Genomic DNA, 15,363 nt, shown 5'->3' on the forward strand with positions numbered 1-15,363 from the left:
CCGTTGTTTTTATCTTTTTTCAACCCTATTTTTTTAATCAATATCATTATGGACAAAATAAGCTACCGCTTGGTATTCAATCGTAAAAAGAAGTTAAACGCACAAGGTAAAGCACTGATTCAGGTTGAATTATATTTGAACAAAAGCAAAGTTTACATTTCGACGCACATTTATGTATTTCCCTTTCAATGGGACAATAAAAAGAAGGAAATCGTTTCACATCCGCAAATGGAGGAACTCAACAGAATGCTTGACGAAATGATTCTGAAATTGCAGTGGAAAGAACTTGAACTATGGAAGAAAGGAATGCCTGTTTCGCTCTCGTTTTTTAAGCAAAGCCCGAGTGATATCAATGACGATTCAAACTTGTTTGCCGGATTCGGTAGAAAATGGGTAGAGAACTCAATGAAAAAAGAAAGCACGAAAAAGAATATCCTGACCACATTGGATGTACTGGAGCAATTCGCCCCTTCAGCTTCGTTTGATGACATTACCTATAATTTTCTCCAGAATTTCGAATGTTTCATGCAAAAGGAAAAGGCTTATGGCATTAACACTATAGCCAAACACATGCGCCATTTGCGCAGCATTGTAAACGAAGCAATCAAACGGAACTATATGAGCCAAGGAAGTTATCCTTTTAAAAAATATGTCATCAAAACGGGCGCTAGCAGACACACATTTCTATTGCCCGATGAATTGAAGCGGATAGAGAATCTCGAACTGGCAGGAAAAAATCAAAAGTTGGAACATTCACGCGATGCTTTTCTTTTTTGTTGCTATACCGGACTCAGATACTCTGATTTTACGCATCTTTCAGCCAACAACATTATCCGGCTGAACGGAAAACTTTGGCTGAAATTTAAAACTGTCAAGACAGGCACGGAGGTCAGCATACCATTGTATTTGCTTTTCAACGGAAAGGCAGCCGATATATTGTACAGATACAGAAACAAACTCAATTCTTTTTTCAATCTGAAACTGAATTCTTCTGTAAATAAAGATCTTGCAGGCATAGCAGGACTTGCAAAACTCGGTAAGCATTTCTCTTTCCACACCGCCCGCCATACGAACGCAACCTTGTTGATTTACTTGGGAGCGCAGATAACAACGGTGCAGAAGCTGTTGGGACATCGCAATGTAAAGACGACCCAAGGTTACGGCGAAATATTTTCGGGAACAATTGTCAATGACTTGAAGAAATGTAAATTCTAAAACTTCGAGCCGGCGCATTTGAAAATAGAATGCAACGGCAGACAATATAAAGGAATCGTTTTGAATTCGATGAATCTGTCAAGCATGATTTGAATGAGTGCAATCTGCAATTTAAAATAACGGGTAATCTTGATTAAGATGACGGGTAATTTTAAGTGAAAGACCGCGGTCTTTTAGTCAAGATAACGAATAAAATTAATTGCAACGTTTAACCTGTTTCAAGCAAGCATATAGTCTGACGAAGAACAGAAACAGAAATGGTCCAAAAGTGCACAAAGCACATGCGAAAACGAAATCAACGAGTTGCTCTTTCTTTGTCTGAAATACGCAAAGAAATGGGTAGAAGACATGCGTACCAACGCTTCCATGGATATCTTTCCAGACTGACTTTCAATAGAAATGCCAGCTCTTCACGGCAGAAGCAAAATGCTGTATTCCAGCAATATATGCTATTTTTCAGTTCGGCCGGTACTTTGATCATTTCGTTCATCGGGTTGCAGACTCAAGAGGTTGATATCAAGCCGGTTGTAAACGTAGTGCTGAAATCGGACGATGAGATGCTGGATGAAGTGGTCGTTACGGCGATGGGAATATCGAAAGAGAAAAAGGCGCTGGCCTATGCAGTGCAAGATGTGAAGGGTGAGCAGTTGACCCAGGCTGCAAGCACAAGCCTTTCTTCTGCATTGCAGGGAAAAGTGTCGGGCGTGGATATTACCCCTTCGTCAGGTATGCCAGGTGCATCGTCACAAATTGTGATTCGTGGTGTGCGCTCATTTACAGGTGACAATACGCCATTGTATGTCGTTGACGGAATGCCTATTTCTTCGGCTGCTGATATTGACACGGATGCGCGAAATACAGGAAGTGTGGCTGGCGCGGACTTTGCAAACCGTGCTGTAGACTTGGACCCGAATGACATTGAGAGCATTAATATATTGAAGGGGCAAGCTGCCTCTGCACTTTATGGGATGCGTGCGTCAAACGGTGTCATTGTCATTACCACTAAAAGCGGAAAAGGGGCTTCTAAGGGCAAGCCGAGCGTGACATTTAAGACGAACTTGTCTTTTGACAAGGTTTCTACATTGCCTGAATTTCAGAAAGAATACGCTCAAGGCATGAACGGCGTGTTTGATCCGAACGCTTCGACTGCATGGGGACCCAAAATATCTGAACTGGCCAATGATGCTACGTATGGTGGAAATGTAAGCAATGCCTATACGCAGCAATACGGAATGCACGAAGGAATGTACTATGTTCCGCAGCGGGCAGCGGCCGGATTGGATCCTTGGGCTGTGCCTCAGGCTTATGACAATGCAAAGGAATTCTTCAATACGGGCGTTTCCTGGAGCAACAATGTCAATGTTTCTCAGGCTTTTGACAAAGGATATTATTCTTTCTCGTTGGGTAACAGCACCTCAGACGGAATTATTCCGAATACAGGTATGGACCGTTACAATGTAAAGTTGAACGCGACGGCAAATCTGACGAAAAACTGGACTACCGGATTCAGCGGTAATTTTATCACTTCAAAAATCAAGAAGCAAAGTTCGGGTAACGAAGGTATTGTTGCAACTGTTTATGGAGCACCGTCAAGCTATGACTTCAACGGAATCCCTTCTCACATCGACGGGGATCCTTATACGCAGAACAATTATCGTCCTTCAACGTTCAACAACGCTTACTGGGCGACAGAAAACAATTCGTTCGTAGAGCGTTCACAGCGCTTTTTCGGTAACGCTTATGTGCAGTATAACACTGACTTCGGCACTGACAATCACAGCCTCACCGCAAGGTATCAGTTGGGAGCGGATGCCTACAGCACCATCTATTCGGATAATTACGGATATGGTGACAGAAGTTACAGTACGGGATATTCCCGCCAGGATGATTATCAGATAACTGAAATGAACTCTCTGCTTACGGTTACCTATGACTGGAAAATCAGCGAGGATTTTGATTTTAACCTGATGTACGGTAATGAGTGGGTGGATAAAAGCACACGTGTCACCACGGCACAAGGATATAACTTCAATTTCCCGGGCTGGAACAATATCGGCAACGCCACCACTTTCCAGTCGGGACAAAGCACAACGAAAAGACGTACGGTCGGTAATTTCGGAAATCTTTCATTGTCATGGAGAAACATGCTGTATCTGAATGCTACGGTAAGAAACGACAGAGTGTCTTCAATGCCTCGCGGAAACCGTTCGTTTACTTATCCTTCGGTTTCATTGGGGTGGATATTCACTGAGCTTCCTGCTCTTCAGAATGATGTGCTGACTTTCGGAAAGATCAGAGGGTCGTATGCCGAAGTAGGTATGGCAGGAGAATATGTCGAGAACTTGTATGTTGTGCCCGCTTATGGTGGAGGCTTTTCTGCCGGTACGCCCATCCAGTATCCGTTCGGATCGGTAACATCTTATATTCCTTATTATAGGGTTTATGATCCGAATCTGAAACCGCAGAACACGAAATCATATGAAATCGGATTGGACTTGGCTTTCTGGCATGGCCTGGTTTCGTTGAACTATACTTATTCGCGCCAGAATGTCAAGGACCAGATCTTTGCTGTTCCTCTTTCTACCTCTACCGGTTATAGCGAAATGGTGACAAATGGAGGTTCTATCCACACCAATGCCCATGAACTGACTTTGACGGTCAAACCGATAGACAGGAAAAATGTATATTGGGACTTTGGATTTAACTTCTCAAAGATAGATAATTATGTAGACAAGCTGGCTGATGGAGTGCAGAGCATCATGTTGGGAGGATTTGTTACTCCGCAGGTTCGTGCAAGCATCGGAGACAAGTTCCCCGTAATCTACGGTACAGGCTTTTTGCGCAATGAGAATGGAGATATCGTTGTGGATGAGAACGGTATGCCGCAGGCCGGAGAGCCGCAGGTTATCGGTAAGATCTCACCGGATTTCCGCCTGGGATTCAATACGACTCTGGAACTGTACAAGTTCCGTTTGTCGGCTGTGCTTGACTGGAAGCAGGGCGGGCAGATCTACAGCGGCACGTTGGGAGTGCTTGACTATTACGGCGTGACCCAGCATTCTGCCGACATCCGGAACATGGACGAGTTCTTGTTCGAGAAACCGGCAGTGAAGCAGAATGCCGACGGTACATATTCTCCGAATGACATCAAGATTAAAGGAGAAAATGCCTATGCATACTTCAATGCGATGAACTCTATCGATGAAGCCTCTGTTTATGACAACTCTTATATCAAGTTGCGTGAGATCTCGCTGAGCTATCCGGTGTTGGATAAAGATTATCTGAAGATATCAGCAAACGTGTTTGCGCGGAATATCCTCATCTGGTCGCAATTGCCGGGACTGGATCCGGAGGCAACTTTAGGAAACAACAATATGGCCGGAGCTTTTGAACGCTTCTCTCTGCCGGGATCTTCAAGCTATGGCTTTGGATTAACTTTCACTTTTTAATAGACAAGAAATATGAAGATTGCATATAAAAACATAAGAATCTGTCTGTCTGCGGTATTGATGGGCAGTATGATACTTTCTTGTTCTGAAGACAAAATGGACAGAATCAATCAGGACATTGACAATCCTCACAGCATGGATGCCAAGTTTATCCTGACAGATGCTGTCACTTCTACGGCCTTCAGCAATATAGGAGGTGACTTTAATCATTATTTTGCTTCTTATATAGAGCAGGAGGTGGGCGTTTTCAATCAGTTGTATAATGCGGAGATGCGTGTAGCAGAGGTTTATTCTTCGTCTACTTTCAATAATATATGGGGCAACACTTATGCCACTTTGAAAAATGCCCGCATTATTATTGACAAATGTTCGGAAACTGGAACACAGCCTGAAAATTATACTACAAAAGGAATGGGTGAAGTGCTGGCGGCTATCAACTCGGCATTGATAACGGATGCGTTTGGCGATGCGCCTTATTCGCAGGCTGCATTGGCTCAGCTGGATAACGGAAAGCCTCAATACATGACTCCGGAAGTCGATTCGCAGGAAAGCATCTATACGGCAATAAACGATTATTTGGACGATGCGATAGAGGATCTGCCGAAGGGAGACAATCATGGAAGCGGTCCTGTCGGTTCTCAAGACATTCTATTTAATGGAGATGCTCAGAAATGGCTGAAACTTGCTTATGGACTGAAGGCACGGTATGCTATGCGTTTGCTGAATGTTACGGAAGATCAGACAGCTGCACTGAATAATGTGCTGACTTATGTTGACAATTCGTTTCAGAGCGCAGACGAACAGGCTGAGTTTACGGAATATGACGGGAATGTGAACATAAATCCGCTGTTCGACTTCTTTACAAGCCGTGAATATACGGCAGCCAGCACCAGCATGGCGAAAAAGTTGCAGGAACGTCAGGATCCTCGTCTGCATCGGGTGTATGTAGATGCCATCGGTGCCGACGCTACGCTGCCTAGTCCGTATTATTGCAAACAGCTGGATGGTACAGAGGCTAATTTCATGTCGATGATGGCGCCCAACGGAGGCGAAACGTTGCAGCAGTCGCAGGAATATTACAATACTTCTATTTTCCTGATGGCTGCCAGTGCGCCCACTTACCTTATGAGCTATCATGAACTGCTCTTTCTGAAAGCTGAGGCTTTGGTTCGTCTGAACCGTATATCCGAAGCGAAAACGGCTCTCAAGGAGGCTGTTGTTGCCGGAATGTTGAATACGGAAGAAAACGTTCAGAATGCCTTGGCAAATACGGTAGTGCCGGTTCGGCCCAATTCTACATCTGCATTGACAGCGAGTGACGCCGAGAACTACTTTGATACGAATGTATCGCCGTTGTTTGATGCAGATCCGCTGGGAGAAACGATGATTCAGAAATATATAGCTATGTGGGGAGCCAATGGAGAAACAACAGAGGCATACAATGATGTCCGTCGTTTGAAAGCGGAAGGGCGTGATGTATATTCTTTGGAAAATCCGGGAAAATTTCCATTGAGAGCACCTTATGGCAGCGATGAAGTCAGCGCCAATCCGAATGTACAGGAAGCCTATGGAAACGGACAGTATGTGTTTACTGAAAATGTTTGGTGGGCAAAAGGCTCGCGATAAGCAATATTGCCTGTAAATAGAAATAAGAGAGGGTGTGTCAAAATGTATGTTAACGTACATTTTGATGCACCCTCTTAAGTTGTTTGTTGAGTAACATCATGCCCAAAGAGCTGGGTAAGGAGTTGGAAAGCCTCGGTTTTTCCTTGGTCCGTTATGCGGACGATGCGATGGTTGTAAATCCAAACGTGCCTCCCGTCGTGTAAAAGAATCAAGAACTCGTTTCATAGAGGGAAAACTCTTCCTTAAAGCAAACGGAGAGAAGACGGTCGTTTCTTATGTGAGAGGGATAAAGTTTCTGAGATGCTCCTTTTGTGTGAAACGTCTTTGCACTGATGCCGACGAATGGTTAAGGCAACGGATACGCATGTGTATCTGGAACTCATGGAAGAATGTCAAGGGCAAAGTGCCTGTCCTAAAGAAATGGGGTGCTCTTGACTGGCAGGCATATCAATTGGGAAATACTCATCTTGGCTACTGGTGTGTGGCAAAAAGCCGACTAGTAACCTCTATAAAGTCTGATGACGAGTTGCGTAAGGCTGGATGAGCCTGGTTGCATTGCTTCTGTTGGGGCATCTTTTCATTTTGTCAGATAGTCCGCCCGCATCGGCGAGAAGCAGTCTATCAGCATACCGGCTTCCAGACAGGTGCAGCTGTGCGGAACGTCTGGTTCCATATAGATGCCGTCGCCGGCTTCTACGGTCTTTGTTTCACCGCCGACGGTGAATTCAAACTTGCCGCTGGCAACATAAGTTGTTTGGGTATGATAATGTGTGTGTAAAGTGCCTACTGCACCTTTCTCAAATTTCACTTTAACCATCATTACCTGGCCGTCATACCCCATCACCTGTCGTGTTACGCCTTTTCCCGCCGGTTCCCAGGACTGCTTGTCTGAGTAGACGAATGTTTCACTTCGCGTTTTCTTTGCCGTTGCGGAAGACTTGTCGCTGTTTTCCAGATTGGTGGCATGCGTGTTTGTTCCTGCAGCGAGAAACATTCCGATCAGCAATGTACAAAACTTTAAGCTTTTCATAATTGACGATTTTCAGAGTTGTTTGAATGTGAATTGTTTTTTGTGGCTAAAGTTACGAAGTTTTGGCATATGGCGAACGGTACTTTCCGTAAAATTCATGCAGGCGCGGTATTTTATGCGCAGACAATAGTTTTGTGGTGGATTGCATGTTGTAAGACGCGTTGCTTTTCTGCGGCGTGCTTTCAATCAAGTAATTCATAAAAAGTTATTTCAGAAATATATAAAATCAAGAATTTTATTTAAGTTTGCGATTGAATAGTTGAATCACATTGAATGAAAGAATTTGTTATATCTGACGCGCAGACCGAAAAGGCTGTGCTGGTGGGTTTGATTACGCAGACTCAGAATGAACGCAAGACGAACGAATATTTGGACGAACTGGCTTTCCTCGCAGAAACGGCAGGGGCGGAGGTTGTGAAACGCTTTACGCAAAAAATCGACACTCCCAACTCTGTAACTTATGTGGGAAAAGGTAAACTGCAGGAAATCAAGGAGTATTTGGCTGTGCAGAATGAAAGCGAAGACACTGAGATCGGAATGGTGATTTTTGATGATGAACTTTCTGCGAAACAGATCAGAAACATCGAGAAAGAATTGAACGTGAAGATTCTGGACCGGACTTCATTGATTTTGGACATTTTTGCAATGCGCGCGCAGACTGCAAACGCCAAGACGCAGGTGGAACTGGCACAATATAAATATATGCTGCCACGCCTGCAACGGTTGTGGACTCACCTGGAACGTCAGGGCGGAGGCTCCGGTGCGGGCGGAGGAAAAGGTTCGGTAGGGCTTCGCGGTCCCGGTGAAACGCAGCTCGAAATGGACCGCCGTATTATTCTGAACCGCATGTCGCTGTTGAAACAGCGTTTGGCGGAAATAGATACGCAGAAGTCTACACAGCGTAAGAATCGCGGTCGTCTGATCCGTGTTGCGCTCGTGGGATACACGAATGTGGGAAAATCGACACTGATGAACCTGCTGGCAAAAAGTGATGTCTTTGCAGAAAACAAGCTTTTTGCTACTCTCGATACGACTGTCCGTAAAGTGATAATAGAGAATCTTCCTTTTCTCCTTTCGGATACAGTAGGTTTCATACGCAAACTGCCTACCGATTTGGTCGATTCGTTCAAATCGACGCTGGACGAAGTTCGCGAAGCGGATTTGCTGGTGCATGTGGTTGACATTTCGCATCCCGACTTTGAAGAACAGATTCAGGTGGTCGACAAAACGGTAGCTGATATCGGAGCGGGCGGAAAGCCGACCATGATTGTCTTCAACAAGATTGACGCTTACTCTTATATAGAGAAAGACGAGGATGATTTGACTCCCAGGACGAAAGAAAACATTACGCTGGATGAACTGATGCGTACATGGATGGCGAAGCTGGATGATAACTGCATCTTTATCTCTGCACGGGAGAAGACCAATCTGGAAGAATTCCGCGCGTTGCTGTACAAGAAGGTAAAGCAGCTTCATGTGCAGAAGTATCCTTATAATGACTTTTTGTATCAAACTTACGACGACGAACAATGAAGCAATATCGTTCACTTACGGCTGAAGAAATCTCACGGCTGGAAGCGCAGCACTGCATGGCTTCCGACTGGAGTATGGTGAAGGTGACGGATGGTTTCCGTCCTGACCATATACATCATATCCGTTTTTCCGGAGAAATCCGCCTGGGATGCTTTGATAAGGAGTTCAGGCTTGCCGGAGGGATAACCAAACATTCCGGACTGTATTATGCTACATTATATAATGTGGTGGTCGGTGATAACTGCTATATCGAAAATGTGAAGAATTATATCGCCAATTATGAGATTGGCGACAGCACATTCATCGAGAATGTGGATATTATCCTTGTGGATGGACGGAGCCGTTTTGGAAATGGTGTAGAAGTATCTGTGCTGAATGAAACTGGCGGGCGTGAGGTGTATATTCACGACCGTTTGTCTGCACACCAGGCATATATCATGGCACTGTATCGCCACCGCCCCAAACTGATTGAGCGGATGAAGCGGATTGTAGAGGATTATGCCGAGAGGCACGCCTCTGCAACCGGAACGATCGGAAGCCATGTCACGATTGTCAATTCCGGTTATATAAAGAATGTGCGCATCGGAGATTATTGCCAGATAGAAGGTGCGGGCCGCTTGAAAAACGGTAGTGTGAACAGCAACCAGTATGCCCCGGTACATATCGGATATGGAGTTATTTGCGATGATTTTATCATTTCGAGCGGTTCGCATGTGGAGGACGGCACAATGCTTGCCCGTTGTTTTGTGGGGCAGGCCTGTCATCTGGGACATACTTATTCTGCTTCTGATTCGCTTTTCTTCAGCAATTGCCAGGAAGAAAACGGTGAGGCATGTGCTATTTTTGCAGGTCCGTTTACGGTGACTCACCATAAATCGACTTTGCTTATTGCCGGCATGTTCTCGTTCATGAACGCCGGTTCCGGTTCGAACCAAAGCAACCATATGTATAAGTTGGGCCCCATTCATCAGGGTGCGCTTGAGCGGGGAGCGAAAACGACATCCGATTCGTATATTCTGTGGCCTGCGCGTATCGGTGCGTTTTCGTTGGTTATGGGGCGTCATGTCGCTCATCCGGATACGTCGAATCTGCCGTTTTCTTATCTGATAGAAGACAAGAATACCACTTATCTGGTGCCTGGAGTGAATCTGCGCAGTGTTGGTACGATTCGTGATGCGCAGAAATGGCCGAAGCGCGACCAGCGCAAGGATCCTTGCAAACTGGATCAGATCAATTATAATTTGCTCAGTCCGTATACGATTCAGAAAATGATGGTAGGGCGGAATATCTTGAAGGAACTGGCGCGTGTGTCGGGAGAAACATCGGAGATTTATTCGTATCAGAGTGCGAAAATAAAGAATTCTTCTTTGAACAATGGCATTAAGTTTTATGAAACCGCCATACATAAGTTCCTCGGAAACTCTATTATCAAACGTCTGGAAATAAAGTCTTTCGGAAGTGATGAGGAGATCCGCCGCCGCTTGCTGCCGGACACTTCGGTGGGTGAGGGCGAATGGGTGGACGTTTCCGGGCTGATTGCTCCGAAGAGTGAAATTGAGCGTCTGATGGACGATATTGAAAGCGGAACGCTGACCACTGTGGATGAAATTCATGCGCGGTTTGCCGAAATGCATGCCAATTATTACATCTATGAATGGACATGGGCTTATGGTAAGATACTGGAGTTTTATCATCTGGATCCGGATACTGTCACGGCAAAAGATGTTGTGGCTATTGTAAGAAGGTGGCAGGAAGCCGTTGTCGGGCTTGACAAGTTGGTTTATGAAGATGCCAAGAAAGAATTTTCACTGACTTCAATGACTGGATTCGGTGCTGACGGAAGCAGGGAAGAGCAAGTGCGGGATTTTGAGGAGGTGCGCGGAGTGTTTGAAAGCAATCCGTTTGTTACCGCCGTGCTTGAGCATATCAAGGTGAAGACGGAATTGGGTAATGAGTTGATCGACCGTCTGAAGAATTTGCTTTAACAAAGAATTCTGGAGGAAAGTTTATGGCAACGAAATATATAGGAAGCATTCTCCTGTTTTGTTTGTTGGCTTTGGGCGTGCAGGCTCAGACCCGGACGAAAAAAGTGGTTGAACGTCCGGGGTTTGTGACAGCCAACACTTCTGATATAGAGATAAAGAAAATCATACTTACAGCCGAACAGACTCAAGTGGATGCCGTCATGTACGGTAAGGCCGGTACGCCCGTCGTTATTTCTTCCCATACATGTCTGCGTTCGGATAATGCGACTTTCCGCTTGCGTGAGGCAGGGGGAGTTTCTATTGACGGAACGACTGAACCTGAATTGATTCCGGAAAGCGGGCGGCTGGATGTGGTGCTTTCTTTTGCTCCAGTTCCGGTAGGGGTGCATGAAGTGGACTTTGTGGAGCCGGAAGCCGGATGGATTATTTGGGGGGTGCAGCTGAGCCGTGAAGAGCCTTATGTCTATGTCCCGGATTTTCTGACGACTGGAAAGCCGAAGCGGAGCAATGAACTGCCTGAACCCGGATTCTCGGCAGGAAAAGCCATAGTGAACGGCTATTTGTTGGGATACGAACCAGACATGCGGTTGGCTATGAATCTGGAGTATGCTGACGGCCTGTTCCCTTCTTCATGGAGAGAAGATATCCATGTTCATCATGACGGATTGTTCCATTTTGAGGTAGATCTGCTTCAGCCTACGCTGGCAACCTTATATGTGAATGAGGCAAAAATGGAATTATTTCTCGTGCCTGATGAGGAGTTTACAGCTTATGTCAATCTTCCATTGTTAAGCATGTCTGCCTCACGTTTGCATAAAGACCATTACGGGAAGAGACAGAAAGCCTGGTTTGACGGCGCCGCAGAACTGATAAACTCGGAGCTGGCTGCGGAAGGCGAATCAGAAGCCTTGAAAGCGTATCGTTCGGTTGAGAAAACATTGTTCAGCAATGAACAGATGGCGGAGCTGGTGAAAAAAGACATAGAACAGGCACAGCCGATCTGTAAGAACTTGCTTAAAAATTCAGAACTATCTTTTGCTGACAAGAAAATTCTGAAAGGACTCGAATTGAAGGATATTGCCAGTTATGTTCTGCAAAAGGAAACAGACTTGCGTTCGCAGGCAGCGCGCAGCCGGTCGATGCAGGGGGCTGTGATAGCTTCGCTCGGAAGTAATGTTGCAGGTGCTGACATTTTGCCTCAGATTATTTCTGCGCACAAGGGCCATGCCATATTGATTGATTTTTGGGCTACCTGGTGCGGTCCGTGCAAGAAAAGCATGAAGTCTGTTCTTCCGCTGAAGAAGAAACTTGCTGATGAAGATGTGGTATATGTCTACCTGACTGGCCCGTCTTCTCCTGAAAATACGTGGAAAGATAATTTGAAGGAAATGACGGGTGTGCACTATCGTCTGAATGACGCGCAGTGGAAGTACCTCTGTTCCGCCTATGGTGTGACAGGCATACCGGCTTACTTGATTATCAGCCATGACGGAAAGCTTCAGCGTCGTTATGTGGGCTTTCCCGGCGTTGATGAACTTGAAAAGGAACTGCTTCGTGCCGTTGGGGAATAAACGGTGCGGAATGTATAGTTTTTGTCAGCCAGCGCCCGGTTGATTTTGGTTATGAAGAAAAGAAAAACATGCCGTGGCATTCTCGGTCTTTAGCTTAAAGATACATGTCTTTAGCTTGGAGATATGTATCTTTATCCTAGATATATATATCTTTAGGCTGGAGATAGAGATCCTGTGGAAAAGTTTCTGTTTTCAGGCATAAACTTGGGCGAATTTTTAAGCAGGATTTAAGGAAAAATTTCAATAATACTTTGTAACTTTGCCTCACGATAACTAACAATTAATTCATATTTATTATGGCAACACCAGAATTCAAGTATCAGCCGATGTTCGAAAAAGGTAAGGATACGACTGAATACTATCTGCTTACAAAAGACTATGTGTCTGTAAGTGAGTTTGAAGGAAAACCTATCTTAAAGATTGAAAAAGAGGGTCTTACGGCTATGGCTAACGCCGCTTTTCATGATGTTTCTTTTATGTTGCGCCGTTCGCATAACGAACAGGTGGCCAAGATTCTGCATGATCCGGAAGCGAGCGAGAACGACAAGTATGTTGCTCTGACTTTCTTGCGCAATGCGGAAGTGGCTGCAAAAGGTGTTTTGCCTTTCTGTCAGGATACGGGGACTGCCATCATTCACGGTGAAAAGGGACAGCAGGTATGGACAGGCTATTGTGATGAAGAGGCTTTGTCGCTTGGAGTCTACAAGACATACACCGAGAACAACCTGCGCTATTCTCAGAATGCGCCGCTGACAATGTATGATGAAGTGAACACTCGCTGCAACCTTCCTGCACAGATTGATCTGGAAGCTACCGAAGGAATGGAATACGAATTCCTGTGCGTAACGAAAGGTGGCGGTTCTGCCAACAAGACGTATTTGTATCAGGAAACAAAAGCCATCTTGAATCCGGAAACTTTGGTTCCGTTCCTGGTTGAGAAAATGAAAACGCTGGGTACGGCAGCTTGTCCTCCTTATCATATTGCGTTTGTTATCGGAGGCACTTCGGCCGAGAAAAACTTGCTGACGGTGAAACTGGCTTCTACTCACTTCTATGATAATCTGCCTACTACAGGCAATGAGTATGGCCGTGCCTTCCGTGATGTCGAACTTGAAAAGAAAGTGCTGGAAGCAGCTCACAATATCGGTTTGGGCGCTCAGTTCGGAGGCAAATACTATGCGCATGATGTACGCATTATCCGTCTGCCTCGTCACGGCGCTTCTTGTCCGGTGGGACTGGGCGTATCTTGCTCTGCTGACCGCAACATCAAGTGCAAGATCAATAAGGACGGTATCTGGATTGAGAAGCTGGACTCAAATCCGGGCGAGCTGATTCCGGAAGAATTGCGTCAGGCGGGCGAAGGCAACGCTGTGCGGATTGACCTGAACCGTCCGATGAATGAAATACTTGCCGAACTCGACAAGTATCCGGTGGCTACTCGTCTGTCATTGAACGGTACGATTATCGTAGGGCGTGATATCGCTCATGCTAAATTGAAAGAACGTCTGGACAGGGGCGAGGAGCTTCCGCAGTATATCAAAGACCATCCGATCTATTATGCCGGACCTGCCAAAACTCCGAAAGGAATGGCATGCGGTTCGATGGGACCGACTACAGCGGGCCGTATGGATCCCTATGTCGACTTGTTCCAGAGCCATGGGGGCAGTATGATCATGCTGGCAAAAGGCAATCGCAGCCAGGCAGTGACAGATGCCTGCAAGAAACATGGAGGTTTCTATCTCGGCTCTATCGGAGGTCCTGCTGCAATTCTGGCTCAGAACAACATCAAGAGCATAGAGTGTGTAGAATATCCTGAACTTGGAATGGAAGCTATCTGGAAGATTGAAGTGGAAGACTTCCCGGCATTCATTCTGGTGGACAACAAGGGCAATGACTTCTTTAAGCAGATCAAGCCTCGTTGTGCGGGCAACTGCAAGTGATATTGTAGTAATATATAAATGTATAGGCGGGCGAAATGCCCGCCATTTTTATTTAGTCCTATGGATGTTCTTCGTTTTTGCAGGAATTGGACATTGCCCATCGCGATGGGAATGGGTGTGCTGATTTATTTTGTTTATGTGAATATTCCCTGGCTGGCTCCTGCCAAACCTTATGTGTTGAGGGCTGTTGATATCGTACAGCCGATGCTGATATTCTGTATGCTTCTGCTGTCGTTCTGTAAGATAAGCTTTCAGGATCTGCATCCTTGCAAGTGGCATGTCTGGCTGCTGCTGATACAAGGCGGATGTTTCTTGCTTCTCGGGCTGCTGCTTGTCTGTTTCCCGGGTTTCTCAGGGCGGGTGCTGGTGGAGGGTGCCATGCTTTGTCTGATTTGCCCCACGGCTACTGCCAGTGCGGTCATTACGTTTAAATTGGGAGGAAGTGCGGCACGGGTTACCACTTATACGATCCTTGTCAATTTTTTGGCGGCCTTGCTGATACCGTTGGTCGTGCCGTTGCTGAGTCCGAACGCGGGCGAATCGTTCGGCGTATCTTTTACAAGAATTATGGGAAAAGTGTTTCCTATGTTGCTTTGCCCGTTTGTCTTGGCCGTATTGTTGCGTTTCCTTTGTCCGAAACTCCATGCCAGGCTGGCCGGCATGCAGAATGTGTCGTTTTACATGTGGGCGGTTGCTTTGATGCTGGCAATTGCGCTGACGGTGAAGAGCATCGTGCATAGTGAGGTTGCTGTATGGTATCAGATAGGCCTTGCCGTTGTTTCTTTTCTATGCTGCATTGCGCAATTTTATTTTGGCAAGCGGATTGGAAACTGTTATGGCGATTCGATCAGTGCCGGTCAGGCGTTGGGGCAGAAGAATACTGTTTTTGCCATTTGGCTCGGATATACTTTTTTTACTCCCGTAACATCAATCGCTGCCGGATTTTATAGTGTATGGCACAATATTGTTAATTCTTATCAATTGTATAGGCTACGGAAACGGACTGAAAGGTAA

The 15,363-nt window shown here is 45.7% G+C and carries 10 protein-coding genes; 9 read left to right on the top strand and 1 reads right to left on the bottom strand.

Features of this window, described 5'->3' with window-relative positions; genetic code table 11:
* Nucleotides 1-48 precede the first annotated feature (48 nt).
* From NW212_RS08740 to NW212_RS08755, 4 genes are all read left to right on the top strand, one after another.
* Nucleotides 49-1,215 (top strand): site-specific integrase, encoded by a 1,167-nt coding sequence (locus NW212_RS08740; RefSeq protein WP_258338269.1) that lies wholly within the window; start codon nt 49-51, stop codon nt 1,213-1,215.
* A gap of 446 nt (nt 1,216-1,661) precedes the next feature.
* Nucleotides 1,662-4,664: a SusC/RagA family TonB-linked outer membrane protein gene (locus tag NW212_RS08745; RefSeq protein ID WP_309148245.1), complete on the top strand. Its 3,003-nt coding sequence runs from the start codon at nt 1,662-1,664 to the stop codon at nt 4,662-4,664.
* 12 nt (nt 4,665-4,676) lie between these two features.
* The gene (locus NW212_RS08750) at nt 4,677-6,290 is read left to right on the top strand and encodes a SusD/RagB family nutrient-binding outer membrane lipoprotein (RefSeq protein ID WP_258338271.1); all 1,614 of its coding nucleotides are present in this window, start codon (nt 4,677-4,679) and stop codon (nt 6,288-6,290) included.
* A 313-nt stretch (nt 6,291-6,603) separates the two neighbouring features.
* Entirely contained in the window at nt 6,604-6,834 is a 231-nt protein-coding gene (locus NW212_RS08755; protein WP_258338272.1) for a hypothetical protein, read from the top strand.
* Nucleotides 6,835-6,867: 33 nt separating this feature from the next.
* Here NW212_RS08755 and NW212_RS08760 read toward each other — a convergent pair whose 3' ends face one another.
* The gene (locus NW212_RS08760) at nt 6,868-7,320 is read right to left on the bottom strand and encodes a cupin domain-containing protein (protein WP_258338273.1); all 453 of its coding nucleotides are present in this window, start codon (nt 7,318-7,320) and stop codon (nt 6,868-6,870) included.
* 273 nt (nt 7,321-7,593) lie between these two features.
* On the opposite strand from NW212_RS08760, the gene hflX reads away from it, so the two are divergent.
* The 5 genes from hflX (at nt 7,594) to NW212_RS08785 (ending at nt 15,363) form a co-directional block, all read left to right on the top strand.
* Complete coding sequence (hflX, locus tag NW212_RS08765) at nt 7,594-8,853, top strand: GTPase HflX (protein ID WP_258338274.1); 1,260 nt, start codon at nt 7,594-7,596, stop codon at nt 8,851-8,853.
* Nucleotides 8,850-10,838: a DUF4954 family protein gene (locus NW212_RS08770; RefSeq protein ID WP_258338275.1), complete on the top strand. Its 1,989-nt coding sequence runs from the start codon at nt 8,850-8,852 to the stop codon at nt 10,836-10,838. The genes hflX and NW212_RS08770 overlap by 4 nt, the downstream gene beginning before the upstream one ends.
* A 23-nt stretch (nt 10,839-10,861) precedes the next feature.
* Nucleotides 10,862-12,409 carry a TlpA disulfide reductase family protein gene (locus NW212_RS08775; protein ID WP_258338276.1) on the top strand — a complete coding sequence of 516 codons (1,548 nt, stop codon included), beginning with the start codon at nt 10,862-10,864 and terminating at the stop codon, nt 12,407-12,409.
* A gap of 296 nt (nt 12,410-12,705) precedes the next feature.
* A complete protein-coding gene (locus NW212_RS08780) occupies nt 12,706-14,349 on the top strand; it encodes a fumarate hydratase (protein WP_258338277.1) in 1,644 nt (547 codons plus the stop codon).
* Nucleotides 14,350-14,409: 60 nt separating this feature from the next.
* Nucleotides 14,410-15,363, top strand: coding sequence for a transporter (locus NW212_RS08785; protein WP_258338278.1), 954 nt, complete (start codon nt 14,410-14,412; stop codon nt 15,361-15,363).

The sequence above is a fragment of the Bacteroides sp. ET225 genome, from assembly GCF_024733745.1.
Taxonomy (GTDB): domain Bacteria; phylum Bacteroidota; class Bacteroidia; order Bacteroidales; family Bacteroidaceae; genus Phocaeicola; species Phocaeicola excrementipullorum.

Excerpts from the sequence above, each read along its gene's own strand:
- NW212_RS08740 (WP_258338269.1), top strand. The coding sequence starts at position 49 with ATGGACAAAATAAGCTACCGCTTGGTATTCAATCGTAAAAAGAAGTTA.
- NW212_RS08745 (WP_309148245.1), top strand. The coding sequence starts at position 1,662 with ATGCTATTTTTCAGTTCGGCCGGTACTTTGATCATTTCGTTCATCGGG.
- NW212_RS08750 (WP_258338271.1), top strand. The coding sequence starts at position 4,677 with ATGAAGATTGCATATAAAAACATAAGAATCTGTCTGTCTGCGGTATTG.
- NW212_RS08760 (WP_258338273.1), bottom strand. The coding sequence starts at position 7,320 with ATGAAAAGCTTAAAGTTTTGTACATTGCTGATCGGAATGTTTCTCGCT.
- hflX (WP_258338274.1), top strand. The coding sequence starts at position 7,594 with ATGAAAGAATTTGTTATATCTGACGCGCAGACCGAAAAGGCTGTGCTG.
- NW212_RS08770 (WP_258338275.1), top strand. The coding sequence starts at position 8,850 with ATGAAGCAATATCGTTCACTTACGGCTGAAGAAATCTCACGGCTGGAA.
- NW212_RS08775 (WP_258338276.1), top strand. The coding sequence starts at position 10,862 with ATGGCAACGAAATATATAGGAAGCATTCTCCTGTTTTGTTTGTTGGCT.
- NW212_RS08780 (WP_258338277.1), top strand. The coding sequence starts at position 12,706 with ATGGCAACACCAGAATTCAAGTATCAGCCGATGTTCGAAAAAGGTAAG.
- NW212_RS08785 (WP_258338278.1), top strand. The coding sequence starts at position 14,410 with ATGGATGTTCTTCGTTTTTGCAGGAATTGGACATTGCCCATCGCGATG.